General features: G+C 63.8%; 24 protein-coding genes and 1 riboswitch. Of the genes, 9 read left to right on the forward strand and 15 right to left on the reverse strand.

The window, feature by feature from the left end:
• Window positions 1-40: 40 nt before the first annotated feature.
• Entirely contained in the window at window positions 41-922 is an 882-nt protein-coding gene (locus INT40_RS05925) for a helix-turn-helix transcriptional regulator (protein WP_193072200.1), read from the forward strand.
• 6 nt (window positions 923-928) lie between these two features.
• Here INT40_RS05925 and proC read toward each other — a convergent pair whose 3' ends face one another.
• Both proC and INT40_RS05935 read right to left on the reverse strand, forming a co-directional pair.
• On the reverse strand, window positions 929-1,765 hold the full coding sequence (proC, locus tag INT40_RS05930) for a pyrroline-5-carboxylate reductase (protein WP_193072202.1): 837 nt from the start codon (window positions 1,763-1,765) through the stop codon (window positions 929-931).
• Window positions 1,766-1,820: 55 nt separating this feature from the next.
• The gene (locus tag INT40_RS05935) at window positions 1,821-2,834 is read right to left on the reverse strand and encodes a sugar phosphate isomerase/epimerase family protein (protein WP_193072204.1); all 1,014 of its coding nucleotides are present in this window, start codon (window positions 2,832-2,834) and stop codon (window positions 1,821-1,823) included.
• Window positions 2,835-2,908: 74 nt separating this feature from the next.
• Here INT40_RS05935 and INT40_RS05940 point away from each other — a divergent pair, with 74 nt between their 5' ends.
• A complete protein-coding gene (locus INT40_RS05940) occupies window positions 2,909-3,472 on the forward strand; it encodes a GNAT family N-acetyltransferase (RefSeq protein WP_193072206.1) in 564 nt (187 codons plus the stop codon).
• A 35-nt stretch (window positions 3,473-3,507) separates the two neighbouring features.
• Here the strand turns inward: INT40_RS05940 and glpK are convergent, their stop codons facing one another.
• From glpK to INT40_RS05980, 8 genes are all read right to left on the reverse strand, one after another.
• Window positions 3,508-5,040, reverse strand: coding sequence for a glycerol kinase GlpK (gene glpK, locus INT40_RS05945; RefSeq protein WP_101570537.1), 1,533 nt, complete (start codon window positions 5,038-5,040; stop codon window positions 3,508-3,510).
• Window positions 5,041-5,123: 83 nt separating this feature from the next.
• Entirely contained in the window at window positions 5,124-5,846 is a 723-nt protein-coding gene (locus INT40_RS05950) for an MIP/aquaporin family protein (RefSeq protein WP_101570539.1), read from the reverse strand.
• 38 nt (window positions 5,847-5,884) lie between these two features.
• Complete coding sequence (locus tag INT40_RS05955; protein WP_193072210.1) at window positions 5,885-7,606, reverse strand: glycerol-3-phosphate dehydrogenase/oxidase; 1,722 nt, start codon at window positions 7,604-7,606, stop codon at window positions 5,885-5,887.
• Between the two features lie 143 nt (window positions 7,607-7,749).
• The gene (locus INT40_RS05960) at window positions 7,750-8,715 is read right to left on the reverse strand and encodes a Ppx/GppA phosphatase family protein (protein WP_193072212.1); all 966 of its coding nucleotides are present in this window, start codon (window positions 8,713-8,715) and stop codon (window positions 7,750-7,752) included.
• 22 nt (window positions 8,716-8,737) lie between these two features.
• A complete protein-coding gene (locus tag INT40_RS05965) occupies window positions 8,738-9,529 on the reverse strand; it encodes an enoyl-CoA hydratase/isomerase family protein (RefSeq protein ID WP_101570545.1) in 792 nt (263 codons plus the stop codon).
• Between the two features lie 26 nt (window positions 9,530-9,555).
• A complete protein-coding gene (locus INT40_RS05970; protein WP_101570547.1) occupies window positions 9,556-10,677 on the reverse strand; it encodes a bifunctional 2-methylcitrate synthase/citrate synthase in 1,122 nt (373 codons plus the stop codon).
• Window positions 10,674-11,579: a methylisocitrate lyase gene (gene prpB, locus INT40_RS05975; RefSeq protein ID WP_101570549.1), complete on the reverse strand. Its 906-nt coding sequence runs from the start codon at window positions 11,577-11,579 to the stop codon at window positions 10,674-10,676. Before prpB ends, INT40_RS05970 begins: the two co-directional genes overlap by 4 nt.
• Window positions 11,579-13,075 carry an MmgE/PrpD family protein gene (locus tag INT40_RS05980; protein WP_101570550.1) on the reverse strand — a complete coding sequence of 499 codons (1,497 nt, stop codon included), beginning with the start codon at window positions 13,073-13,075 and terminating at the stop codon, window positions 11,579-11,581. Before INT40_RS05980 ends, prpB begins: the two co-directional genes overlap by 1 nt.
• A 202-nt stretch (window positions 13,076-13,277) precedes the next feature.
• Between INT40_RS05980 and INT40_RS05985 the strand changes: the two genes are divergently transcribed.
• From INT40_RS05985 to INT40_RS06005, 5 genes are all read left to right on the forward strand, one after another.
• On the forward strand, window positions 13,278-13,817 hold the full coding sequence (locus INT40_RS05985) for a DUF4916 domain-containing protein (protein WP_096162138.1): 540 nt from the start codon (window positions 13,278-13,280) through the stop codon (window positions 13,815-13,817).
• A 118-nt stretch (window positions 13,818-13,935) separates the two neighbouring features.
• A complete protein-coding gene (locus tag INT40_RS05990; RefSeq protein WP_193072216.1) occupies window positions 13,936-14,844 on the forward strand; it encodes a universal stress protein in 909 nt (302 codons plus the stop codon).
• A gap of 26 nt (window positions 14,845-14,870) precedes the next feature.
• A riboswitch (TPP riboswitch) is annotated at window positions 14,871-14,979 on the forward strand.
• Between the two features lie 23 nt (window positions 14,980-15,002).
• A complete protein-coding gene (locus INT40_RS05995; RefSeq protein ID WP_101570555.1) occupies window positions 15,003-15,632 on the forward strand; it encodes an ECF transporter S component in 630 nt (209 codons plus the stop codon).
• A complete protein-coding gene (locus INT40_RS06000; RefSeq protein WP_193095725.1) occupies window positions 15,632-17,128 on the forward strand; it encodes an ABC transporter ATP-binding protein in 1,497 nt (498 codons plus the stop codon). Before INT40_RS05995 ends, INT40_RS06000 begins: the two co-directional genes overlap by 1 nt.
• The gene (locus INT40_RS06005; protein WP_193095726.1) at window positions 17,125-17,958 is read left to right on the forward strand and encodes an energy-coupling factor transporter transmembrane component T family protein; all 834 of its coding nucleotides are present in this window, start codon (window positions 17,125-17,127) and stop codon (window positions 17,956-17,958) included. The genes INT40_RS06000 and INT40_RS06005 overlap by 4 nt, the downstream gene beginning before the upstream one ends.
• Here INT40_RS06005 and INT40_RS06010 read toward each other — a convergent pair.
• The 5 genes from INT40_RS06010 to INT40_RS06030 all read right to left on the reverse strand — a co-directional run bounded on the left by INT40_RS06010 (window position 17,955) and on the right by INT40_RS06030 (window position 21,282).
• Complete coding sequence (locus INT40_RS06010; RefSeq protein WP_193072220.1) at window positions 17,955-18,500, reverse strand: hypothetical protein; 546 nt, start codon at window positions 18,498-18,500, stop codon at window positions 17,955-17,957. The genes INT40_RS06005 and INT40_RS06010 overlap by 4 nt on opposite strands.
• 78 nt (window positions 18,501-18,578) lie before the next feature.
• On the reverse strand, window positions 18,579-18,899 hold the full coding sequence (locus INT40_RS06015) for a putative quinol monooxygenase (RefSeq protein WP_101570562.1): 321 nt from the start codon (window positions 18,897-18,899) through the stop codon (window positions 18,579-18,581).
• 126 nt (window positions 18,900-19,025) lie between these two features.
• Window positions 19,026-19,778, reverse strand: coding sequence for a class I SAM-dependent methyltransferase (locus INT40_RS06020; protein ID WP_193095727.1), 753 nt, complete (start codon window positions 19,776-19,778; stop codon window positions 19,026-19,028).
• A gap of 14 nt (window positions 19,779-19,792) precedes the next feature.
• The gene (locus tag INT40_RS06025) at window positions 19,793-20,395 is read right to left on the reverse strand and encodes a class I SAM-dependent methyltransferase (RefSeq protein WP_193095728.1); all 603 of its coding nucleotides are present in this window, start codon (window positions 20,393-20,395) and stop codon (window positions 19,793-19,795) included.
• The gene (locus INT40_RS06030) at window positions 20,392-21,282 is read right to left on the reverse strand and encodes a LysR family transcriptional regulator (RefSeq protein WP_193095729.1); all 891 of its coding nucleotides are present in this window, start codon (window positions 21,280-21,282) and stop codon (window positions 20,392-20,394) included. Before INT40_RS06030 ends, INT40_RS06025 begins: the two co-directional genes overlap by 4 nt.
• Window positions 21,283-21,464: 182 nt before the next feature.
• On the opposite strand from INT40_RS06030, the gene INT40_RS06035 reads away from it, so the two are divergent.
• Together INT40_RS06035 and INT40_RS06040 are read left to right on the forward strand one after the other, a co-directional pair.
• Complete coding sequence (locus INT40_RS06035) at window positions 21,465-22,661, forward strand: NAD(P)/FAD-dependent oxidoreductase (protein WP_193095730.1); 1,197 nt, start codon at window positions 21,465-21,467, stop codon at window positions 22,659-22,661.
• A gap of 86 nt (window positions 22,662-22,747) precedes the next feature.
• Window positions 22,748-24,286 carry an aldehyde dehydrogenase family protein gene (locus INT40_RS06040; protein ID WP_193072235.1) on the forward strand — a complete coding sequence of 513 codons (1,539 nt, stop codon included), beginning with the start codon at window positions 22,748-22,750 and terminating at the stop codon, window positions 24,284-24,286.
• Window positions 24,287-24,303: the final 17 nt, after the last annotated feature.

Below are 24,303 nucleotides of genomic sequence, written 5' to 3' on the forward strand. Positions count from 1 at the left end.
GGCGCTGGGGAATACCACCGAAAGTTGGTAGCTTGTTCACATGGATGTCAAAGCCAAGGAATCTCGGGCTCTCAAGGCCGAATCTCGTCGACTCTATGTCGAGGCCATCGACTCCCTACATCGGAGCGGGACCGGTGACGTCGTCTTCGGCGGCATGGTCGAAGAGGGTGAGGTCTGCGTGCAAGCGGTGGCCGGAGGCGCCAAAGATCGTCTGTCCTCGCTCATCGTCAGCACCGGACGTGGACTCGGTGGACGGGCGCTGACCGAAGGCACCCCGCAGCTGACCAAAGACTACGGACTCGATCCCTTTATCACCCACCACTATGACGAACAGGTCCTCGGCGAGGGGATCCAGGTTCTCATCGCTGTGCCGACCCTGCGCGGCGGTGACGTCACGGGGATGATCTACTGCGGTCACCGCAAGAACTACGATGCGGCGGCCCCGCAGACGAGTGACCTGGTCAAACGCGTCAGGCAGTTGTCGGTGGATCTGGGTCGGCTCGGTCAGCCCCGTCCGCCCGAGGAACCCGTGGAGCCGGAACGTCTGTATTCCGACCTCGAGTCCTCGAGCAGGGAGGCTCTGCGCCGCACCTATGCGGAACTGCGCTCGATCCGCTCAGGGGTCGATGAGGATGAGATGCGGCAGCGACTGACCGTTGTGGAGAATCGACTGGCCGATATCCTCTCCGGCCACAATTCGGATCTGTTCCCGAACCCGGCGCCCTCCGTCAGCCTCTCCCCCAGGGAGACCGACATCCTTTCGCATGTGGCGCTGGGATGGTCGAATGCCCGGATCGCCGAAGCGCTGGGTCTGCGGGAGTCGACCGTAAAGTCCTACCTGAACACGGCCATGGTCAAACTCTCGGCCGGAACCCGGCACGAGGCGGTGTCCGTCGCGAGGTCGGCAGGGGCCCTGCCGTGATGCTCCTCAGCCGTTGATGACTTCGGAGTTCTCCTTCTCCATTTCAAGCGAGCGGTTGCCTGCAGCCTGCACAGCCGCCTCGGCGGTGTCGAAGAGTCCTGCGTCGAGGAAGGCCTGCAGTCCGGCCAGTGTGGTCCCGCCCTTGCTGCTCACTGCCTGACGCTGTGCGCTCGGGTCCGGGTTCTCAGTCAGGAGCCGACCGGCTCCGTCCGCGGTGGCCACGACCATCTGCTTAGCGGTCTCCTCGTTCAGCCCCATCTTCACGCCGGCGGCGATCATCGTCTCGGCGAGGAGGAAGAAGTAGGCCACTCCCGAGCCGGAGATTCCGGTCATGGCGGGGATCTCGGATTCGTCCAGGGCCACGACGAGACCGGCACCCGAGAGCAGGGTCCGCAGTGTGTCCACTGTGGTCTCGTCCACCTCGGCAGAGGGTGCCAGTGCGATGACGCCGTGCCCGATGGAGCTGGGGGTGTTGGGCATGATCCGCACGATCGGGTTCTGCGGAGCCAGCGTGGCCAAGTCGGTCATCGCGACGCCGGCCGCCATCGAGACGAGCACGGTGGTCGAGTTCAGGCTCGGGGCCAGGTCCCGCAGTGTCTCGGCCATCATCCACGGTTTGACGCCGAGGAAGACGAAGTCCGCACCATCGGCGGCCTTGCTGTTGGCCTCGGCATCGTCTTCCAGCGAGGTGACGGTGGCGTTCGGGAGGTCCTCAGCGAGTCGCTTCGCCGAGGCGGCCGAATTGGTCGTCGCGCGAACCTCGAGCTTCTCGTCGGCGCTCAAGATCCCCTTGATCAGTGCCGTGCCCATGTTTCCTGTGCCGATGGAGGCGATGGAGGCCAAATCAGACCTGCCTTTCTATGTTCGGTTGGTGCTCGTGCAGGTGTTCGTTGTGCGTTCAGGAATTCGAGTTGTCATCGCTCGCAGGTGCATCGCTGACGCGTATCTCACTCGTGTGCACGTGGCTCAAGGAGTTGCGATGGCCATCTTCGGCTTCCAGCCCCAGGTGGGTGCGGGCGAAGGCGAGGGAGTCGGCGAGCATCTGTTCGCGGGTGGATTTCTTCGTCACGAAGCGTGTGTTGACTTCGACGACGACGTCGCCGGCCCAATCATGCTTGGCCAGATGTTGCAGGGTCTCGGCCACAGGCATGGTGCCCGCACCGGGGATGAGGTGTTCGTCCTTGAGCGATCCGGAACCGTCGGTGAGGTGGACGTGGCGGAGTCTGTCGAAGATCTCCGAAACGGTCTCAAGGGCGTTCATTCCCGCTGTCGAGGCGTGGGAGAAATCGAAGGTGAGGGCGTCGTAGTCCTCATCGAGGGGGTTCCAGTCGGGATAGTAGACGAGGATCTCGCGCACGCCTGCCCGCCAGGGGTACATGTTCTCCACCGCGAGGACGACCCCAGTCTCCTCCGATACCTGCCGCACCCCGTCGACGAAGCCCAGCGCGTACTCTCCCTGCCACCTGAACGGCGGGTGCAGGACCACGGTCTTCGCACCGACGGCCTTGGCGAGGTTGGCGGTGATGCGCAGCTTCTCCCAGTGGTCTTTGTGCAGGACACGGGGCAGGAACAGCAGGGTCGGTGCGTGCAGCGACATGACCTCGAGTCCCGTCTCCGCGGCGAGGCCGTTGATGAGGTCGATATCGCGTGTTTCGGCATTGTGGGTGACCATGATCTCGACACCGTCGTAGCCGTGCTTGGCTGCCTGAGCGAAAGTCTCGGCCACGGTCATCGGCGACACCGAGGAGCTGGAGAGTCCGACCCGGATCCGGTGTTCCGAACTGTGCTGGGTCTCGTGATCATAGACTTCGTGGCTGTCGAAGTACTCCCGGTGGCGTCGGGAATTGGACCGCGCGGAATTCTTCGCGGTGTACACCTTGCGTGCTGACTTCGACCGTTTCGCCCTGCTCATCTCACCCAGTTTAGTCCTCGAAGATTCCATATTCCCTCAGAAAGCATAAGCCCCGAGGGCGCTAAGCTGGATCAATGGCCGATTTCGAAGCTCGCCGGGCCCGCGTCGATGATGCCGCCCAGATTGCCGCAGTCCACATCGCAGCCTGGCAGGCGACCTACCGCGGCATCATGTCCGATGAGGTTCTTGACTCCCTCGACCTTGACCGACAGACCGACAGGTGGTCGAAGAACCTCAGCGCCGAAGCGAATCAGATGTCGTCATTGGTCGTGTTACCTGAGGTCCACGACCCATCCCTCGAGGACCGAATTCTAGGTTTCGGTGGGGTCTGCCCGCCCCGGGACACCGCCGAGGTGCTCGGCGGGCTCCCCGACAGCTCTGGGCTGGGGCAGCTGGCTGCGATCAACCTCCATCCAGACGCGTTCGGCACCGGTGCCGGCGCCGTTCTCCTCCACGCTTTGGAGGACGAGCTGCGGAATCTGGGCTTCACCCGCGCCTATCTCATGGTCGCCGAAGGCAACGACCGGGCGATGCGGTTCTATGCCAAACACGGCTGGCACCGCACGGAGATCACCCACGTCTTCGACGGAGTGTCCCCGGCGGTGCCAGAGCGCATGTACACGATCGACCTCGGCTGAGGCCGACCTCGGCGAGGTTCGAACTCGACTGAAGGTCAGCCGTAGAGTTCTTCGACGTCCTCGTCTACCCAAGTCTTCGACTTCTCGACGGCCTTGTTCCACAGCCGGTAGACGCGATCGACTTTGTCACCGTCCATCGACGGCTGCCAGCGTTTGCCCTCACGCCAGTTGGCCTTCACATCTTCCTCGCCGTTCCAGAACTTCACCGCGATGCCCGCTGCATAGGCCGCACCGAGAGCCGTGGTCTCGACGACCTCGGGACGGATGACGGGCACGCCGAGGATGTCCGCCTGGAACTGCATGAGCGTTTCGTTGGCGACCATGCCGCCGTCGACCTTGAGCTCGGTGAGTGCGACACCCGAGTCGAGGTCCATCGCGTCGAGGACCTCGCGGGACTGGAACGCCACCGATTCGAGAGCCGCGCGAGCTATGTGGTTCTTGTTGACGTAACGGGTCAGACCCACCATCACGCCACGGGCGTCGGACTCCCAGTGCGGGGCGAAGAGCCCGGAGAAGGCCGGCACGATGTAGCAGCCGCCGTTGTCTTCGACCTGCTTCGCCAGAGTTTCCACTTCGGGGGCATCGGAGATGATTCCGAGGTTGTCGCGCAGCCACTGCACGAGGGAACCTGTAACGGCGATGGAGCCTTCGAGTGCGTAGACCGCATCGTCGTCGCCGATCTTGTAGGCCACCGTCGTCAGCAGACCGTTCTTGCTGGCCACAGGCTCGGTGCCCGTGTTGATCAGCATGAAGTTGCCGGTGCCGTAGGTGTTCTTGGCCTGGCCCGTCTCGAAGCAAGCCTGGCCGAAGGTCGCCGCCTGCTGGTCACCGAGAATGCCGCAGACCGGAGTGTCGATGATGAGGCCGTTCTTGGCTCCGTAGCCGTACACCTCCGAGCAGGATTTGATCTCCGGCAGCATCGAGACGGGAATGCCCATCTCGCCGGCGATCTCCTCGTTCCAGTCAAGGCTCTTGACGTTCATAAGCATCGTGCGCGAGGCGTTCGTGACGTCGGTGACGTGGACTCCGCCGTTGACGCCGCCGGTGAGGTTCCAGAGAACCCAGGTGTCCATGGTGCCGAAGAGCAGTTCACCGGCTTCGGCGGACTCTTTGACTCCGTCGACGTTGTCGAAGATCCATTTGGCCTTCGGTCCAGCGAAGTAGGTGGCCAGGGGCAGGCCGACGCGGTCCTTGTACTTGTCGGGGCCTTCGTCGCCGGCGAGTTCGTCGCAGATCTTCTGAGTTCTGGTGTCCTGCCAGACGATCGCGTTGTAGACGGGCTTACCGGTGTTCTTGTTCCAGATGACCGTGGTCTCACGCTGGTTCGTGATGCCGACGCCTTCGAGCTGGTGGCGGTTGATGTCGGCACGGGTCAGGGCCTGGCCGATGGCTTCGTTCGTGTTGCGGATGATCTCCATCGGGTCGTGTTCGACCCAGCCGGCACGGGGGAAGATCTGTTCGTGCTCGAGCTGGCCCGAGGACACGATCTGCCCGTCATGGTTGAAGATGATGGCCCGCGAGGAGGTAGTGCCCTGATCGACGGCGAGGATGAACTTTTCCTGACTCATTCTGACTCCTATGTCGAGGTTGTGCTGGTTGACAGGTGATTCTGTTCTGGCGAAGTTCTACTGGCCTTATACGGCCGCTGACCTTAGGTGAAGGCGCGGGACAGCAGGCCGGCAAGGATCGCTCCCGTCAGCGGTCCGGCGATCGGTACCCACGAGTACGCCCAGTCGGAACCGCCCTTGTTCGGGATCGGCAGCAGGGCGTGGACGATACGAGGTCCGAGGTCACGGGCCGGGTTGATCGCATAGCCGGTGGGTCCGCCCAGTGAAGCGCCGATGGCGACGACGATGAGGGCAACAGCCAATGGTCCCAGTTTGTCCGGGGTGCCACCGAAGAGCAGGATCACGAAGACGAGGACGAAGGTGGCGATGACCTCGGTGACGAAGTTCCAGCCGTAGCTGCGGATCTCCGGACCGGTGGAGAAGGTGCCGAGGATGTTGCCGGCTTCCTTCTCCTCGTCGTAGTGCTTCTTGTACACGGCCCAGGCGAGGAAGGCACCGATCATGGCACCGATCATCTCAGCGGCCAAGTAGGCGACGGTGTTTCCGAAGGTCACTGGGATGCCGTCGGCGTATTCTCCAGCTCCGCTGGACCAGATGCCGAGGGTCACTGCCGGGTTGAGATGCGCACCGGTCTTGTAGGCGACGAAGACACCGGCGAAGACCGCGAGGCCCCAGCCGAACGAGATGAGGAGCCAGCCTCCCCCGTTGCCCTTCGTCTTGCCCAACACCACGTTGGCGACAACTCCGACGCCGAGCAGCATGAGCATGGCGGTGCCGCCGATCTCATAGAGGAAAATAGTACCCATATCTCACAAACTCCTATTGTTTGTCTTGCTTGCGGGTATTAAGGTTTCAGGGATTCTTCGACGAGTGCCGCAGCCGCAGCATCGTCGTGGGTGGACTCCGCAGCGATCTGTGCTTCGACGTGTCTGTTGAAGTCCGCGATTTCGTTCGCTTCTCGCTCCGCGTCCCATCCGAGGATCGGGGCGACGATAGCGGCGACCGCCTCGGCGGCTGCCTTGCCCCGATCCTTGATCTCGTAGTTGAGCCGCATCCGGCGCTCGAGAATGTCGCCGAGGTGAACGGCACCTTCCGAGGACGCCGCGTAGTGTGCTTCGACGCGCAGGTAGCGGTCGGCTCCAGGCAGCGGACGACCCAAGTCGGGATCCTCATCGACGAGGTCGAGGATCGCCTCGAGCAGAGTGCCGTAGCGGCGGATGAGCCTCTTGACCCGCTCCTCGTCCCAGCCGTACTTCTCAGCGATGCCGGCCTGACCGCGTCGCACAGCACCGACGCCCTGAGCGCCGAGCAGCGGAACCGATTCGGTCAGTGAACGCCGGTCTTTCGCATCGTCTCCGAGGACGAAGTCGACGGCGTCCTCGGCCATCACACGGTAGGTCGTGAATTTGCCGCCGGCGATCGCGGCCAGCGCGGGCTCGACCTCCATCACCGTGTGCTCCCGGGAGACCTTCGTCGAGGCCTGGCCCTCCTTGACCACGGGTTGGAGCAGCGGCCGGAGTCCGGAGTAGACGCCGATGACGTCGTTGCGAGTCAGCTTCTCCGTGAGGATCGCGTTCGCGTGCTTGAGCAAGTAGTCGATGTCGTCGGAGTTGGCCACCGGCGAGTCGACGTCTTGGTCCCAGGGGGTGTCGGTGGTGCCGATGACCCAGTACCCTTCCCATGGGATCACGAAGAGCACGGACTTCTCCGTCTTCGAGATGATGCCGGTGCCGGGATCGGCCTTGATCTTGTCCTGATCGACCGTGATGTGCACGCCCTTGGAAGCCAGCACTTTGAGGCCGGCATCGGCCTTGGCCAGGTCCTGCTGCTCCTCGGTCCAGACACCCCCGGCGAGGATCGTGCGGCGGGAATGGATGTCGAACTCGCGACCGGTCATCTCATCGCGTGCGCGGACGCCGGAGACTCGGTCCCCGTCGTGAAGGTAGCCGATGACGGACACGTGGTTGGCTGCGGCAGCGCCGTAGCCCACAGCGGAGCGGACGAGGGTCATGACGAATCGGGCGTCATCGACCTTCGCATCGTAATATTCGAGGGCACCGACCGCAGCCTCATCGGCCAGGCCGGGGAAGTGAGCGCTCAGGGCCTTCTTGCCCAGATGTCGGTGCATCGGCAGCGCGCGTTTGCGGCCTGGCCTGGTCGCCATCGTGTCGTAGAGCAGGACGCCGGAGCCGATGAAGGCCCGGTCGATGAGACGGTGTTCGAAGGGGAAGACGAAAGCGACGGGTTCGACCAGGTGCGGGGCCGTGTGCTGGAGGAGGAGGTCTCGTTCCTTCAATGCTTCGGCCACGAGTTTGAAGTCGAGCATCTCGAGGTAGCGCAGACCACCGTGCATAAGTTTCGAGGACCGTGAGGATGTGCCCGAGGCCCAGTCCTTCGCATCGACGACGCCGACCTTCAGTCCGCGGGTAGCCGCATCGAATGCGGAGCCCGCTCCGGTGACGCCTCCACCCACGACGAAGACGTCGAGCGGATTGTCGGCAGTGGTGTTCTCAAGTGTGTGCAGGGCTTCATCGCGGAACGATGGGGACAGCTCGCCAGTTCGCATTGACAGTTCGTTTCCTTCTCAGAGCGTGTGCGTTCCCACCATTATCATGCCCGGGATTCGGCATGTGGCCTGTGCACGGCAGTTAGGAAAAATCTAACAGGCAATGCGCAGAAGGGAAACACAACGGACAGAAGCGAAAGTGCTCAGACCAGTTCCACTCGCATCGCCGAGGAGGTCTCTGCGGAGTCGAGCAGGTCGAGTTTGCGCATGATGATGCCTTCGCGCAGTGCCCATGGGGAGATGCTCATGACGTTGACGTCGAAGATGGCGAAGGCTGCATCGGCGACGATGGCGCCGGCGAGGATCTGACCAGCCCGAGCCTGGGAGACCCCGGGCAGCGTGGCGCGTTCTTCAGGCGTCCGGGACGACAGCGTCTCGATGATTCCGGCGAGGTCGCGGCGGAAGAGTTTGCGTGGGGCGTAGATGCCGTCGCCGCTGGGCGCCGCACCGGCGATCCGTGCCAGCGAACGGAATGTCTTCGATGAGCCCACCACCTGGTCGGAGGTGCCCACTCGGTTGATCTTGCCTGCGATGCGCCCGATCTGCGACCGGGCATACTTCTGCAGACTGTGGATGTCCTCGGCACTGGGCAGAGGATCGGAGAGGAAGTCGGAGTAGGTGCGTCCTGCGCCCAGGGGCACGGACACGGCTGCTTCGGGGTATTCGTCCTGGCCGGCGGCGATCTCGAGCGAGCCGCCGCCGATGTCGAGCAGCAGGATCTTCCCTGCCGACCAGCCGAACCAGCGTCTGATCGCGAGGAACGTCACGCGGGCTTCGTCCTTGCCCGACATCACGTTGAGGGTGACGCCGAGCTGCGAATTGATCGCGTCGATGACTTCGGCACCGTTCGGTGCGTCCCTGATCGCCGAGGTGGCGAAGGCCAGGATCTGCTCCGATCCTTGGTCTTCGGCGATCTCCACCGCCTCGGCGATGAAGTTGTGCAGTCGCTGCTGACCGACGGCATCGATCATCCCGTCATCACCGAGGTACTCGGCGAGGCGCAGGACCTCTTTGTGGGAGGTGGCCGGCAAGGGCGGGGCACCGACATGAGCGTCGACCACGAGGAGGTGGACGCTGTTGGACCCGATATCGAGGACTGCTAGGCGCATTCGATCAGTTTAGCGCCAGATATCACTCGGCTGACCAATCCGTTGCAGCGAAGCCGAACTCGGGCGCGCGTTTGGCGAAGAACGCCTTCTGTCCCGCGGCGATCTCCTCCCGGTACGCCTCGTCGAGCCACTGCGGTGGGTTGACGGTCTCTCCGAGTTCGCCGGCCAGGACCGCCTTCGACCCGATCTGGGACAGTCGGGAGAGTCCGACGATCTTCTCGCCCATCGTCTGTGCTGCGGCCAGCGGAGTCTCGGTGACCTCATGGAAGAATCCGAGCTCGCGCATCGTCTCGAACGTGATGATCGAGGCGGTGACCAGCAGGTACCTGGCCCAGGAGTCTCCGAGCACGGTGGCCAGGCGACGTGTCGGTCCCGGTGGGTAGACGAGGCCGAGCTTCGCGGCTGTGACACCGAAGATCGAACCGGGGGCGGCGATGCGGATGTCGCAGGCTGCCGCGATCTCGGTGCCGCCTCCCACGCAGTTGCCGGTGATGGCAGCGATCGTCGTCGTCCGGGAATTGGCAACGGCCGCCTCGGCGGTCGAATTGAGTTCCCAGAAGTCGGCGAGGGCGACGTTCAGGTCTGCGATGTCGGACCCGGCGGAGAAATGCCCGGCCGCACCTGTGATCACCAGCGCCCCGATGGAGTCGTCGGCATCGATGCCGGCGATGATGTCAGGCAGCGCCCGCCACATCGGACGGGAGATAGCGTTGCGTTTTTCGGGCCGATCAATGACGAGGGTTCCGACTCCACCTGCGACGGTGAAGTCGAAACCCTCGAGATCGACCGGACGGTATGTGCCGTCAACGGTCATGTGCGTAGCCTTTCAGCTGTAGCGATTCAGCCCCGGTTTTCGGGAACCTCGCGCTGATCGTGACCGTCGTAGGCGCTCAGCGGACGGATCAGAGCGTTGTTGGCCTGCTGCTCCATGATGTGAGCGGTCCAGCCGGTGATGCGGGCCATGACGAACATGGGTGTGAACTGATCGGTGTCGAAGCCCATCAGGTGGTACGCCGGACCTGAGGGGTAGTCGAGGTTCGGGTAGATGCCCTTGCGTCCGACGAAGTCCTCTTCGAATGCGTTGTAGAGGTCGAGGAGATCGGTTGCGCCCTTGGCCGCGACCATGTTCTCGAAGGCCTTGCGCATGGTCGGCACGCGCGAGTCGCCGTTCTTGTAGACACGGTGACCGAAGCCCATGATCTTGGCCTTGTTGGCCAGAGCATTGTCGATCCATTCCGCAGCTTTATCGGCGGTGCCGACCTCTTCGAGCATCGCCATGACTGCCTCATTGGCGCCACCGTGCAGGGGGCCCTTGAGGGCGCCGACGCCACCGGCGACTGCCGAATACAGGTCGGCCGTAGTCGAGGTGATGACGCGGGTGGTGAACGTCGAGGCGTTGAACGAGTGCTCTGCGTAGAGGATCATCGAGATGTCGAAGCAGCGCAAGACCGCTTCGTCGGGAACCTCGTCGAAGACCATCTTGAAGAAGTTCGCGGCGTAGTCGAGGTCCTCGGTCGGAGCGACCGGGTCCAGGCCGTGACGGCGACGGTGGTCGACGGCCACAATCGTGGGCAGCTGCGCGTAGAGACGCTCGGCCTTGGCCAAGTTGGCCTCTTCACCTTCGACGTCTGCTTCAGGGTCGACGGCACCGAGGTAGGACACTGCCGTCTGCACCACGTGCATCGGGTGGCAGTCCTTGGGCAGATCGAGGATGAGCTGGATCAGCTTGTCGTCGATCTTGCGCTGTGAACGCTCGCGGGCCTTGAACTCGTCGAGCTGAGCCTGGTTCGGAAGTTCACCGTTCCAGATCAGGTAGGCGACGTCTTCGAAGTTGCGCTGTGCAGCGAGTTCCTGCACGGGGTACCCGCGGTAGGTGAGCGAGTTCGTTTCCTGGACTACCTTCGAAACGGCCGTGGTGTCGACGACGACGCCGGCGAGGCCCTTCTTGATTTCTTCGGTCACTTGTGACCCTCCTGTGAAAAGTTGAATACGGCTGCATCAAAATCGTTGTACGCAGCGTAGTCGATCGTGTCGTACAGGTCCGCACGAGTCTGCATTCCCTCGAGCAGGTCCACCTGGGTGCCCTGGTCGCGAATGGTCTGCAGGCCCGATTTGATCGCACCCATGGCGAGACGCAGAGTTGTGACCGGGTAGATCACGATTTTCACTCCGACGTTCGCCAACTGCTCGGTCGTGAACAGTTCGCTCTTTCCGAATTCTGTCATGTTCGCCAAAATCGGAACATCCACGCTGCTTGCGAATTTCTCGAATTCGCCGAGATCGCGCATGGCTTCGGGGAAGATCAGGTCCGCACCCGCGTCGACATAGGCCTTCGCGCGATCGATCGCCGCGTCGAGACCTTCGCCTGCGCGGGAGTCGGTGCGGGCGCTGATGACGAAGTTCTCGTCCCGGCGCCCCTTGACCGCAGCGGCGATGCGTTTGGACATCTCGGCAGCGGTGACAACCTCTTTGCCGTCGAGGTGGCCGCAGCGCTTCGGGTTCACCTGATCCTCGAGGTGCATCCCCGAGATTCCGGCGTCTTCGAATTCCTGGATGGTGCGCGCCACGTTCATGGCCTCGCCCCAGCCGGTGTCGGCGTCGATGAAGGTCGGCAGGTTCGTCACCCGGGCGATGTTGCGTCCGTGATCGGCCACCTCGGTGAGCGTGGTGAGTCCGATATCGGGCAGGCCCATGGCTGCGGAGAAGGCACCGCCGGAGATGTAGACACCCTCGAACCCGGTCTGCTCGATGATCTGAGCGTTGATCGGGTTGATGGCTCCGGGGAACTGGACGATCTGGTCACCGGCGAGGAGCTCACGGAACTTCTTCCGACGCTCGGCCGGGGTTGCGGTTGCCCCCAACATCAGAAGATGCCCTTCGAACCGGTGTGCTCGAGTCCGTCAACGGTGAAGCTGAGCTCAGCCACGCCCTTGGCGTCGAGGTTCTCGAGGTTCTCGGCCAGGTCGAGGAAGCGAGTCTGTTCGGCACCGGTGAGGACGCCTTCGGACAGGGTCTTGAACTTCTCGACGTAGTTCGCGCGGGCGAAGGGACGAGCACCGAAGGGGTGCGCGTCGGCCACTGCGATCTCGTCGACGAGAGTCGAACCGTCTTCGAATTCGATCTCCACGCGGCCGCCGAAGGCCTTCTCATTGGGATCGATCGAGTGGTAGCGGCGAGTCCATTCCTTGTCTTCGGTGGTCTCGATCTTGTGCCACAGCTGGACCGTTTCGGGACGTCCGGCACGCTCGGGAGCGTAGGAGTGCTCGTGGTGCCAGCCCTGGTCTTCCATAGCCACAGCGAAGATGTACATGATCGAGTGGTCAAGGGTCTCGCGGCTGGCCTTGGGATCCATCTTCTGCGGATCGTTCGCGCCGGTGCCGATGACGTTGTGCGTGTGGTGCGAGGTGTGGATGACGATGCGCTTGATCTTGCTCAGATCCTCGATCTCGCCACCGAGCTTGCGGGCGAGGTCGATGAGCGCCTGCGCCTGGTACTCGGCCGAGTGCTCCTTGGTGTAGGTGTCGAGGATCGCGCGCTTGGCTTCGCCTGCACCTGGCAGAGGGATGGTGTATCGAGCCTCGGGTCCGGAGAGGATCCAGGCGATGAAGCCGTCTTCACCTTCGTAGATCGGGTTGGGTGCGCCCTCACCGCGCATGGCACGGTCGACTGATTCGACAGCCATCTTGCCGGCGAATGCGGGGGCGTGTGCCTTCCACGACGAGATCTCGCCCTTGCGGGACTGACGGGTCGCGGTGGTCACGTGCAGCGCCTGCTGGATCGCCTGGAAGGTGACCTCGGTGTCGAGGCCGAGCATGGCGCCGATACCGGCAGCCGCAGATGGGCCGAGGTGGGCGACGTGGTCGATCTTGTGCTCGTGCAGGCACATTCCCTTGACCAGGTCGACCTGGATCTCGTATCCGGTCGCGATGCCGTTGATGAGGTCCTTGCCGCTGATGCCCTTGTGCTGGGCGACTGCGAGAACCGGTGGAATGTTGTCGCCGGGGTGTGAGTACTCGGCGGCGAGGAAGGTGTCATGGAAGTCGAGTTCACGAACGGCGACTCCATTGGCCCAGGCTGCCCATTCCGGGGAGAAGTGCTCACCCAGGGGCAGACCGAAGACGGTGGCACCAGGTGAGTACGGGTGGGTCTGCGCCTGTTCGCGTGCGTGCAGCGGAGCCGAGCGGCGCACCGAGGCTGCGGCCACCGAGGCGTTGTCGATGACGCGGTTGATCACCATTTCGGTGACCTCTGAATCCACTGGAGTCGGGTCTGATGCGACCTCGGCGATCTTCCAGGCGAGTTGGTCTTCGCGAGCCAGGTTCTCTGAGCTCTTGTGCGTACGGACTTCATGATTGATCATGGTTAACCCCTTCAAACATCCTTGACCGTTCAGGTCTGTCAGTGGCTGACACAACTGTAGGCTACGTCACTTCACTGTCACGGTCTGGCCAGAATTTTATCTCGACATCAAGATACTTTACCCGACTCCAACGAAGAACCACCACCCGGTCCCACCCATCGGAACTCTCGAGCGCGCCGGTGAACTGTGACACAATTGAGCCATGACGCGCACTGCTCTGGACTTCGACGAGAACTGGTTCGATGATGCCGAGTTCGCTCAGCTGCGACGGCGACTGCCCATCCCCTATGTCAACGCGATCCCTGTCCGGGTGGGCGAGTCCGGAGACGTCGAACGGATCGGGCTGCTGCTGCGCAGCCTGGACGACGGAACCCTGGGCCGAGAGGTCGTCGGCGGACGCATTCGCTTTCATGAGAGCATCCGTGCGGCGCTGATGCGCCACGCGGAGAACGACCTCGGCCCGATGGCGCTGCCGGTGATTCCGCCCGCGATCGCACCCTTCCACATCGCCGAGTACTTCCCCACCGAGGGATCCTCGCTCCTCCACGACCCTCGCCAACATGCGATCTCGATGTGCTTCATCCTCGAAGTCCGCGGTGAGTGCACTCCCCGCGCCGATGCACTGAGCCTCGACTGGCTGACCCCGGAAGAGACTCTGCGCTCCGATATCGTCGGCGAGATGTGCCACGGACAGGAGCACATCCTCCGCTACGCGCTTGCCCATATGGGCTTCGCGATCTGAGGCTTTCCTCTACATTCCGTAGAAGAATCTTGGTAGAATAGTCCTGACCAGAACGGTTCTGATGATCGGGGCCATCGTCCTCGTCAGGGTAGCGTCGGCCCCCTTTGGGAGGTCTGCTATGACTGCCGAGAAGCTCTCACCTGAACAGACATCGACGAAACTCGGAATCCTCGTCGGATACGACGGCTCAGAACTCGCCGTACGCGCACTCGAATACGGAGCAGCCGAAGCCGCCCGCCGCCGCATCGCGCTCACCGTGGTCTCCGCCTACACCGTGCCCACGATGATCTATCCGAACATTGCGTCCATGCCAGAGCACAATGAGCTCGAAGCTGCGCACCGAGGAGTCGAGAAGACCCTCACCGAGGCGGCCGAGCAGCTGAGCGCCCACCCGGGCCCTGTCTCCTACCGCGCCCAAGAAGGCGATGCCGCCGGCGTCCTGCGAGACCTGAGCGCTCACGCCCGGACGGTTGTCGTGGGGTCACGCGGTCGCGGCGGGTTCATGGGACGGATCCTCGGTTCGGTGTCCACGGCTCTGCCCGCGCACTCGCACTGCCCGACGATAGTCATTCCCGGCCACCACTCAGATTCGAATTCAGGTGCGGTCGTCGTCGCCGTCGATGGCTCCGAGTTCGGCCGGATGGCCATGTTCAGCGCAGCCGAGGTGGCTGCTTCACGAGGAGCAGCCCTCGAGATCGTCTCCGTCCTGCCCTCTGGAGATGAATGGCTCTACTGGTATCCCGAGCTCGAGCTGAGCTCCGAGGTCACCGGCCGAAGAAGATTGGAGCTCGAGACCGCGCTTGAGACCGAGGTCGCGACGGTGACACAGCAGTTCACCGATCTGCGAGTGAGTGCAACGGTGCCGACCGGAGATCCTGCAGAGGTGCTCGGCGAAGCCTCGCGGACCGCGCAGCTGACCGTCCTGGGCACTCGCGGCCGCGGAGCAATCCGAAGCGCCATTCTGGGTTCCACCTCACGCAGAGTCCTCCACCATGCCGAGGGTCCGGTCATGGTCGTCCCGAGCTGAGTCCCGTCCTACCTGCTGTACAGTGGTTGCCACGACAGGGGAGCGCCGAAATGGGTGCTGAGAGTGCAGATGAAGCTGCAGACCCTCGAACCTGATGCGGCTAGCACCGCCGAAGGAAGTCGAGACTCTTCTACCCCTCCTTGATATGAGGAGGCACAATGCCAGAAACTACCGCGCCGCAATCCACTGCGAAGACCGCACGAGCCTATTCCCAAGCACCGGCGTCGAAGCAGTGGAGGGTCGTCGACTACGTCGTCACCGCTGTGCTCGGAATCGGCGTCGGACTCATCTTCTGGGTCTTGGCCCTGAGTTGGAAGGTCCTCGAACTCGGGTTCCAGGCCTTTCCACCCTCGATCGGCCTCATCGCCGGCCTGTGGGTTCTCGCCGGTCCGCTGGCCGGGGCCATCATCCGCAAACCAGGTGCCGCCCTTCTGTGCGAGCTGATCGCCGCCATCGTCGAAGCGGTCCTCGGTTCCCACTTCGGAGCTACCGTCCTGCTCTCCGGGCTCGTCCAGGGCCTCGGCGCCGAGCTCATCTTCGCCGCCTTCGGCTATCGGAAGTTCAATCTGTGGGTCACGAGCCTGGCCGGATTGCTGGCGGCCGCGTTCATGTCGGTGAGCGAGAACATCATGTACAACGCCGAATGGCAGTTCGGCTTCCAGGCGGCCTACACAGTGTGCGCAATCATCTCCGGCGTCGTCATCTCCGGCATCGGCGCGTGGTTCGCCTACCGTGCGATCGCGAAGACCGGGGCACTGTCCTCCTTCGCCTCCGGCCGCCTGCGCTGATGGCTCTGCCGATTCGCGCCCAGGGGTTTTCGTGGCGCCATGCAGATCGTGACGAACCTGCGGTGGGCCCGCTCGATCTGAGCATCGATGCGGGTGAGAAGGTGCTTCTGCTCGGTCCCTCCGGGGCCGGCAAGACCACTCTCTTACATGCGATCGCCGGGGTTCTGCCTGCCGAGTCCGGTGAGGCCACCGGCCAGCTGCGCATCGGTGACCGGCCACCCGACCCTCGCCGAGGTGATGCCGGGCTGGTTCTGCAGGATCCCGATTCGCAGGTGATCTTCTCCCGCGTCGGTGACGATGTCGCCTTCGGCATGGAGAATCTGGGGCTGCCCGCTGATGTCATCGAAGACCGGATCTCCACTTCGCTGGCGGCCATGGGCCTCGATCTGCCCCACGACCATCCCACCGCGGCCCTGTCCGGAGGTCAGAAGCAGCGGCTGGCGCTGGCCGGAATCCATGCCATGGCACCGCAGGTGATCATCCTCGACGAGCCGACTGCGAACATCGATCCGGACTCGGCCGTCTCCGTTCGTGATGCTGTCCTCGGCACCCAGGCGGCCACCTCGGCGACGATGATCATCGTCGAACACCGGGTCGATCTGTGGCTCGATCATGTGGACACCGTGATCGTCCTGGGCCCAGATGGTCTGCTCACACAAGGCCCGCCGAGGCTGGTCTTCGGTGATCCGGAACTCGCAGAGGCGCTGATTGAGTGTGGAATCTGGGTGCCTGGGCGTGCGGGACCGTTGCGCACCGAATCCAGGCCGGACGGCGACCTCGTCCTCAGGACCGAACGACTCGACGTTGCTCGTCCGCGGGCGAAGGCTGCGGCCGCGGCTGGCCTCGATCTGTCCATCCGTACAGGTGAAGCAGTGGGCATCATCGGCGCCAATGGTGCCGGAAAATCAACGCTGGCACTGACCCTGGCCGGCCTCATTCCCGAGTTCGGTGGCGAGGTCAATGCGTTGGGTTCCCTACGCTCCGGGGCCAAGCATGCCAGGCCCTTCCGCTGGCCCTCAGCATTCCTGGCTCCTCGCATTGGGATGGTGTTCCAGGAGCCTGAGCATCAGTTCCTGCGCTCCAGCGTCGCCGAGGAGCTGGCGCTGGGTCCGCGTCTGGCCGGATGGTCAGCGGTCCAGGTTGAGGAGCGTGTCGCCGAACTGCTGCAGGCGCTGGGCCTTGAAAGTCTCGCTGATGCACATCCGCAGGGGCTCTCCGGTGGTGAGAAGCGGCGACTGTCGGTGGCGGCGATGATGGCTCCCCGCCCGCAGCTGCTCATCGTCGACGAGCCGACCTTCGGTCAGGACGCCCTGACCTGGGCAGGGCTGGTCGGGCAGTTCCTCGATGTCCTCGCACGCGGATCAACGGTGGTCGCCATCAGTCACGATCATGCCTTCCTCGAAGCGATCGGGGCCAGACGCGTCGTCCTCGGCGGTGCTCAGCGCAAGAAGCAGACATCCGGAGCTGGAGACACCCAGGAGGGGCGAGAGAATTGAGTGCACCAACACCGTCACCAGTCGCAGTTCATGATCCGGATCAGCTCATTCCGCTTGTGCGCAGGACGGCGCTGGTCAGGTGCAATCCGCTGACGAAGATCGCTGTGGCGCTCATCCTCATGGTCGGGACTCTGCTGAGCATCGATGTGGTCTCGGCGGGAGTCGTCCTCGGATTCTGCCTGTTTGCGCTGCCGGCGACGGGGCTCGATCTGCGGGCTGCTCTCAAACGACTGTGGTTCCTGCCTCTCGGTGCGCTGTTGGCCGCGTGGGGTACGGCGATCTTGGCGGAGAAGACTGGTGAGGTGGTCATCGACGTCGGTCCGATCCTGATGACAACTGGCTCGTTGGAGGCTGCCACAGCGATCTTCCTGCGCGCCCTGGCTCTGGCGATTCCACTGATCGTGCTCGCCTCGACCATCGATCCCCGTGACTTAGCGGATGCGCTAGTCCAGCGGCTGCGTCTGCCCGAGGTGGTTGTCGTCTCGGTGCTGGCAGCCAGCAGACTGCTCGGTCTGCTCGTCAGCGAATGGCAGACCCTGGCGATGGCCAGACGGGCCAGGGGCATTGCCGGCGGTTCGATCGTCCGGCGCACGCGCAGTCTGTTCGCCGGCATCTTCGTGCTGCTGGTGCAGTCGATTCGTCGCGGCACCACCTTGGCGATGGCGATGGAGGGCCGTGCGTTCGGCCGTCCTGGGCGGACCTGGCGTCGAGCGTCGACCTTCGGCTCCGATGACCGTCTGGCGGTGGTGGTGTCTCTGGCAGTCTGTGCTCTTGCCATCGTGGCTGCCCACATGCTCGGAACCTGGAACCCGATCGTCGGCGGGAACTAGATCTGGGAGAGAAGACCCTTCAGGTCTGACCGCCATTCCTCGAGCCTCTCGGCGCTGGGGAGTTTGGAGACGGTGAGGACGAGGAGTGTTCTGTTCTCGTCTTTCCGTTCGGCCGCTGCCTCGAACTTGGTCCCGTCCTCGAGGTCCGCCCGCCAGAAGGAGCGCTTCGGCGTCTTCGAAGTCCGGGCCTCACCGTCGAGGGCCAGGCCTGCCAATGTTCCCTCATCGATGAGGAAGGCGAATCGGGTGATGACGTCATCACGCTGACCGGTCACGGTGCGAGAGACCGCGACGTCGAAGGTGCCGTCGGCCCGCTGGCCGGGCACTCGCCTGCCGATCTCCTGTTCAAAGGCGACGACCGCGCCCTGAACCCACCAGCCGTGTTTCTCTACGACTCCATCGAACTGCGGGTAGAGGGCGTCGGCGAGTTCCTTGTGACTCGCCGACGCCCCTCCGGCCGCTTCGAGCCGGGCTCTGGTCTCCGCCCAGGGCTCACCGAGGGCCTGCTCGATTGCCGCCACATTCATCGCTTTGGTCGCCATGAGTGAAGTCTAAGCAACCGCGCCATGAAGCAACAGGGTCGACGCGTTTGCAGGCTGGCTGGCTGCGGGTGGGCCAGGTCAGTCGATCTGCAGTTCACCCATCTCGTCCCAGCCTTCGCCGTCGATCTTGCGGGAGATGATCTTCGGCGTCGACGCCAGATGCGGGCGCATGGCCTCGAGGCCGGCGGCGAAATGATCGCTCTTGACGTGAGGCTCTGCCCCTTCGTCGGTGAATGCTTCGATGAGCACGAACTCGTTGTCCTTCTCCAGGCTCTTCGACCATTCGAACCACAGGTTGCCGGGCTCCTGTCGCACTGCCTCGGTGAAGGCACGCACGGCCTCGGGGAACTTCTCGACGCTTTCGGGCTTCACGTCGTACTTCACAACGATGAAAATCATGCTGACCGCTCCTGTATTTGTGCGAACTCCGTCGGACCGTGTCGAACCGACGCCACCAGCCAATCATGTTTCGGCCCACGCTCCAAGAGTCACCGTGGAGCACCCCCAGAGCCGCACGGGAAGTTCTCAGGTGTGCAGATCGTCGGCGTTCACAGCTTCAATGATCATCAGCGGCTCATCGGCGGACCCGGTGAACGGTGTGCGATCCCAGTTCTGCCAGCTGTCGCGCACTCTCATACCAGCCGCGCTCAGGTCGTCACGAAGAGTCTCGAAGGTTCGAAACTGCAGTCGCTGGCTGACGCTGATCACCTGGTCGGCATCGCGGAATTCGTTGACACTGTCCATGGTGATGATGCCCTCGTCGTCCGGCTCCGAGGTGGTCGTTTTCTCTCGCAGCGACCCGGCTGCGGTCTCCCGAATCTGAGCTGGCCTGTTCCAATTTCTCCACGCCTGAGCCAGCGGGTTGCGAGCTTCGAAGGCCAGGACACCACCTCTGCGCAGTCCTCGACTAATATCGCGCAGGGTGGCAGTCCAGGCATCGCCGAGGATGTGCATCGCGACATTTCCGCTCATCACGATGAGGTCGCTGGAATCGGGCTCAATCAGTGCAGACGTTCCAAGACGCCATTCCACCGTGTCGCCTCCGGGGCGCGCCGCGGCACGTTCAAGCATTGCCGCGGCAGGGTCAATTCCGACGACGGTGCGCCCCGGCTCGGTCACTGTCGCGGTCAGGATTCCTGTGCCGCACCCCAGATCTGTGATGCGAGTCGCCGACAGCTCCAGTGCGAGTTCGCGGAAGTAGTCGTGGTCGGGTCCATCCGGATTGTCGTCGTCGTAGATGGCGGCGAGCAGCTCTTCTTCATAGGCGCGATTGCTCATTTGAGAGCCCGAGTTCACACGCGTTCGGCGATGAGGACGAGGAAATCGCTGTCGGGTTCATAGGGGTGGAGTTCCCAGGTGGACAGCTTGAGGCTGACGAGCATCCCGGTCGACTTCACATCGTCGATGAAGTCTGCGAAGTCGTAGCCGCGGCCGGCCCCGAATCCTGCGACGAAGCGTCCACCGGGCTTCAGCGTCGATCTGATGTTCGACAGGGTCTGGCGACGTGAGGCGGGATCGAGGAAGGACAGGACGTTGCCGGCGCAGAACGCCACGTCGATATCGTTGATGCCGGCATCTGCGAAGTCGAATTCGGCTAAGTCGCCGGTGTGCCATTCACCGCTCGGGAAGTCCTCTTCGGCGACTGCGATGAGGAACTCGTCGAGGTCGACTCCGTAGACGCTGTGCCCTTCGCCTAAGAGCAGGCCCCCTGCACGACCGGTTCCGCAGCCGGCGTCGAGGATGCGCGCACCACGCGGTGCCATCGCATTGACGAACCTCGACTCTCCCCCGATGTCGTGACCGGCAGCGGCGAGAGTGCGCCACCGCTGCGCATAGTTCGCGGAGTGATCGGGATTGGTCTCACGGATACGGTTCCACTGATGATCGAAGCTCATGGCCCCATCCTAGGACGAAAGACCTCGGCCACCACCTCGGCGACTGCGGCAACCGGGCCTGCCGGGGCCGGGGAGGTCAGGACGATGATCTCCCTGCCGCCCGCCTCGGCGATGGGATGAAGATCCACATCGGACCCGCCCAAGGACATCATGATCGGTGTTGCCAGCGTCAGCCCGAGACCCGTGCCGGCCAGCGCGAGCGCGACCGCGGTGTCGGTGACGATGTGGGTCTCCTTCGCGGCAATGCCCATCGCCGCGGTGGCCAGTCGCATCGCTCGGCCGAAGAGCGCTTCGGCCGGGGGCAGGATCCAATCGGCCTCGGCCAACTCTTCGCCGGCGGGTGGAGTTGAGCCGGCTGGTACGACGATGCCGAAGTCCTCACTGGCCACGGTCGTCCAGCTCAGGCCGCGCATGGGCGGCAGGGGCACGGCCGGATAGTTGATGCCGATCCCTAGGTCGATGGCCCCGTCGATGACCGCTGAGGACATGGTCTCGACGTTGATCTCGCGGGCTCGAACTTCGATGTGCGGGTGGAGCTCGCCGAGTGCTCTGACGATCGACGGCAGTGCTCTCGTCGATGCCGATCCGAAGACTCCGAGAGTCACGATGGCTTCGCTGCGGAAGTCCCTGCCCAGCATCGCCATCTCGGCCTGCTTCTGGGCAGCGAGGATGCTTCGGGCGCGCGGGAGCAGCGTTCGACCGGCCTCGGCCAGGACCATTCCCCTGCCTCGGCGGAGGAAGAGTTCGGAACCGACGGCTCGGCGCAGAGCACTCATGTGCTGGGAGACCGCACCGATGCTGTAGCCCAACTGCTCTGCTGCCCTGGTCATCGACCCGAGTTCGACCACGGTGACGAAGGTGCGCAGCTGTCCCAAAGTCCATGCCATGGCCACATCCTAGCTCTTTTAAGATTATCTAAAAACAGTTTTCATGAACTCACTCTTGTCCTTAAACGTGGCGGGAACCACAATTGGCAGTGAGCCGCAATCTGCCGACATCGATGTCGGCATTCCCCACTGCTGCGAGGGCCAAGGACGGTCATCGCGGCAGGAGAAGAAAGAGGTGGAAGTTGGAGAGCACATCAGCAGCCCCGGGCAGCGCCGAGGTGGTCATCATCGGCGCCGGAGTCATGGGAGCATCCATCGCCTATCACCGAGCCAAGAATGGCGTCGACGACATCGTTCTCGTCGAGCGGGACACTCCCGGTTCGGGTTCGACATCGAAGGCCGCCGGCGGGGTCCGCTGCCAGTTCTCCGATGAGGTCAACATCGCTTTGGCCACGCGCAGCCTCGAAGCGCTGCGCAACTTCGAAGCCGAGTTCGGCATCGACATCGACCTGGTCAGCAACGGGTACCTGTTCCTCCTCGATTCAGCCGCGGACGCCGAGGCCTTCGCCGCCAACGTCGGCCTGCAGCAGCGCATGGGATTGGATTCCCAGATGCTCAGCGTCGCCGAGGTGACCGAACTGGCCCCGTACATCGATACCGACGGGCTGGTCGCCGGTGCCTTCAATCCCGATGATGGTCACTGCACGCCGGAGGCCGTGGTGTCCGGATACATCAACGCCGCACGGGATCTGGGCGTGCAGGTGCTGAAGAACTGCGAGGTGACCGGGTTTGAGTCCACCGGTGATGCTACGAGTGGCGAGCGCAGGGTCACCGCGGTGATCACGAGCAAGGGCAGAATCGAATGCGCACAGGCAGTCTGTGCCGCCGGCGCCTGGTCCGGGCTCATCGGAGAGGCCGCGGGTGTGGATCTGCCGGTGCGGCCCCTGCGCCGGGAGATCATGGTCAGCGAACCCGTGGATGAGGCTGCCCTGGGCATCGACCTGGCGCGGATGCCCTTCACAATCGACTTCTCCACGAGCTTCTACGTCCATCCGGAAGGCCCTGGCCTGCTCTTCGGATGCCCGGACGAGGCGGATGTGTGGGAGTTCGACGACAAGCGCAGCCCGGACTGGCTGCCCACGCTGGCCGAGCTCATCGAGACTCGGGCACCGGGCCTCGGCGATGTCGAGGCCAAACGCGGCTGGGCTGGACTCTATGAGATGACCCCCGATCACAATGCCCTCATCGGGGAGGCCGAGGAGCTCTCCGGCTTCTTCTACGCCTGCGGGTTCTCCGGACACGGGTTCCTCATGGGCCCGGCGGTCGGAGACGTCGTCGCCGATCTCATGACGGGGCACCAGCCCTTCGTCGACGTCTCCGGGCTGGACAAACGGCGCTTTGCCACCTCGGGTCTGCGCAAGGAGCTCAATATCGTCTGACGCCCCTTCCCCCCCACTCCCATCGCCCCTGACTCATTCCCAACATCAGATTCCCGCTCATCACGAGCACCAGCGAAAGGACAGCAATGACCGCATTGCCCACCGACCAAACCATCACCGACCTGCTCACATCCGGCCTCAAGGCCTGCGGGGTCGACGCCTCCACGCTCAGCGGCGGCACCAATGCCGCGGCGAGCCTGCCTGCCCGCTCCCCCATCACCGGACAGAGCCTGGGCACCCTGGCAGCGGACACCAAGGAGTCCGCGTCGGAGAAGATCGCCGCGGCCGCCGAGGCATTCTCCACCTGGCGTGACGTTCCCGCGCCCGTGCGCGGTCAGCTGGTGCAGCGCTGGGGACAGCTGCTGGGCGAGCATAAGGAGGATCTTGCGAAGATCATCACCGTCGAGGCGGGCAAGACCCCGTCCGAGGCCGCCGGTGAGGTGCAGGAGATGATCGACATCTGCGAGTTCGCCCTGGGCCAGTCCCGGCAGCTGTGGGGCAAGACGATGCCCAGCGAACGTCCCGGTCACAGGCTTATGGAGACCTGGCATCCGCTCGGTGTCGTCGGAGTCATCTCCGCCTTCAACTTCCCCGTCGCCGTGTATTCCTGGAACACTGCACTGGCTCTGGTCGCCGGTGACGCAGTGGTGTGGAAGCCTTCGGAGAATGCTGTGCTCGCCGCCCTCGGCGCCCAATCCCTGCTGGCCCGTGCCGCCGCCGAGGTGGGGGCTCCGGAGGGACTTGTCCCTGTCCTGGTCGGTGGTAGGGACATCGGTGATGCCATGGTCCGCGACGAGCGTGTGGCCCTGGTCTCGGCCACCGGCTCGGTGCGCATGGGGCGTGAGGTCGGTCCGGTCGTGGCCGAGCGCTTCGGTCGAGTGCTGTTGGAACTCGGCGGCAACAATGGTGCGATCGTGGCTCCGAGCGCGGACATCGATCTGGCCCTGCGCGGTGTCGTGTTCGCGGCCGCCGGCACGGCCGGTCAGCGGTGCACTACCCTGCGCCGCCTCATCGTCCACGAGTCGATTGCCGATGACTTCGTGGACAAGATCGTCGCCGCCTACAAGACCTTGAGCATCGGATCCCCCACCGATGACGGTGTGCTGGTGGGACCACTCATCAACGAGGGGTCCTACGACGCGATGCAGGCGGCCCTGAAGCAGGCCGAGTCGGAAGGCGGCACCGTGCTCTGCGGCGGTGGACGCGTCCTCGATGATGACCGACCGGACGCTCACTACGTGGAGCCGGCTGTCGTGCGGATGCCCGCTCAGACCTCGGTGATGGAGTCGGAGACCTTCGCACCCATCCTCTACGTCGTCACCTATTCCGACCTCGACGAGGCACTCGAGATCCACAACGGGGTGCCGCAGGGACTGTCCTCGGCGATCTTCACCTCCGAGCTGGCCGAGTCGGAGAAGTTCCTGACCCGCTCCGACTGCGGGATCGCCAACGTCAACATCGGCACCTCCGGTGCGGAGATCGGCGGGGCCTTCGGCGGTGAGAAGGAGACCGGGGGCGGCCGCGAGTCCGGCACCGATTCGTGGAAGGCCTATATGCGGCAGGCCACGAACACGGTCAACTACTCCGGTGAGCTGCCGCTGGCCCAGGGAGTGGAGTTCCTGTGAAGGTCACTTGTCAGATG

The organism is Brevibacterium sp. FME17, assembly GCF_014897515.1.
GTDB lineage: Bacteria > Actinomycetota > Actinomycetes > Actinomycetales > Brevibacteriaceae > Brevibacterium.

Bases quoted from the DNA above. Each gene is read 5' to 3' on its own strand.
- INT40_RS05965 (WP_101570545.1), bottom strand. From the start codon at position 9,529: ATGACCGTTGACGGCACATACCGTCCGGTCGATCTCGAGGGTTTCGAC.
- INT40_RS05950 (WP_101570539.1), bottom strand. From the start codon at position 5,846: ATGGGTACTATTTTCCTCTATGAGATCGGCGGCACCGCCATGCTCATG.
- INT40_RS05955 (WP_193072210.1), bottom strand. From the start codon at position 7,606: ATGCGAACTGGCGAGCTGTCCCCATCGTTCCGCGATGAAGCCCTGCAC.
- glpK (WP_101570537.1), bottom strand. From the start codon at position 5,040: ATGAGTCAGGAAAAGTTCATCCTCGCCGTCGATCAGGGCACTACCTCC.
- INT40_RS05995 (WP_101570555.1), top strand. From the start codon at position 15,003: ATGCCAGAAACTACCGCGCCGCAATCCACTGCGAAGACCGCACGAGCC.
- INT40_RS06040 (WP_193072235.1), top strand. From the start codon at position 22,748: ATGACCGCATTGCCCACCGACCAAACCATCACCGACCTGCTCACATCC.
- INT40_RS06030 (WP_193095729.1), bottom strand. From the start codon at position 21,282: ATGGCATGGACTTTGGGACAGCTGCGCACCTTCGTCACCGTGGTCGAA.
- INT40_RS06025 (WP_193095728.1), bottom strand. From the start codon at position 20,395: ATGAGCTTCGATCATCAGTGGAACCGTATCCGTGAGACCAATCCCGAT.
- INT40_RS05990 (WP_193072216.1), top strand. From the start codon at position 13,936: ATGACTGCCGAGAAGCTCTCACCTGAACAGACATCGACGAAACTCGGA.
- INT40_RS05980 (WP_101570550.1), bottom strand. From the start codon at position 13,075: ATGATCAATCATGAAGTCCGTACGCACAAGAGCTCAGAGAACCTGGCT.
- INT40_RS06015 (WP_101570562.1), bottom strand. From the start codon at position 18,899: ATGATTTTCATCGTTGTGAAGTACGACGTGAAGCCCGAAAGCGTCGAG.
- INT40_RS06010 (WP_193072220.1), bottom strand. From the start codon at position 18,500: ATGGCGACCAAAGCGATGAATGTGGCGGCAATCGAGCAGGCCCTCGGT.
- INT40_RS06020 (WP_193095727.1), bottom strand. From the start codon at position 19,778: ATGAGCAATCGCGCCTATGAAGAAGAGCTGCTCGCCGCCATCTACGAC.
- INT40_RS06000 (WP_193095725.1), top strand. From the start codon at position 15,632: ATGGCTCTGCCGATTCGCGCCCAGGGGTTTTCGTGGCGCCATGCAGAT.
- INT40_RS05935 (WP_193072204.1), bottom strand. From the start codon at position 2,834: ATGAGCAGGGCGAAACGGTCGAAGTCAGCACGCAAGGTGTACACCGCG.
- INT40_RS05985 (WP_096162138.1), top strand. From the start codon at position 13,278: ATGACGCGCACTGCTCTGGACTTCGACGAGAACTGGTTCGATGATGCC.
- INT40_RS05960 (WP_193072212.1), bottom strand. From the start codon at position 8,715: ATGCGCCTAGCAGTCCTCGATATCGGGTCCAACAGCGTCCACCTCCTC.
- INT40_RS05925 (WP_193072200.1), top strand. From the start codon at position 41: ATGGATGTCAAAGCCAAGGAATCTCGGGCTCTCAAGGCCGAATCTCGT.
- INT40_RS05940 (WP_193072206.1), top strand. From the start codon at position 2,909: ATGGCCGATTTCGAAGCTCGCCGGGCCCGCGTCGATGATGCCGCCCAG.
- prpB (WP_101570549.1), bottom strand. From the start codon at position 11,579: ATGTTGGGGGCAACCGCAACCCCGGCCGAGCGTCGGAAGAAGTTCCGT.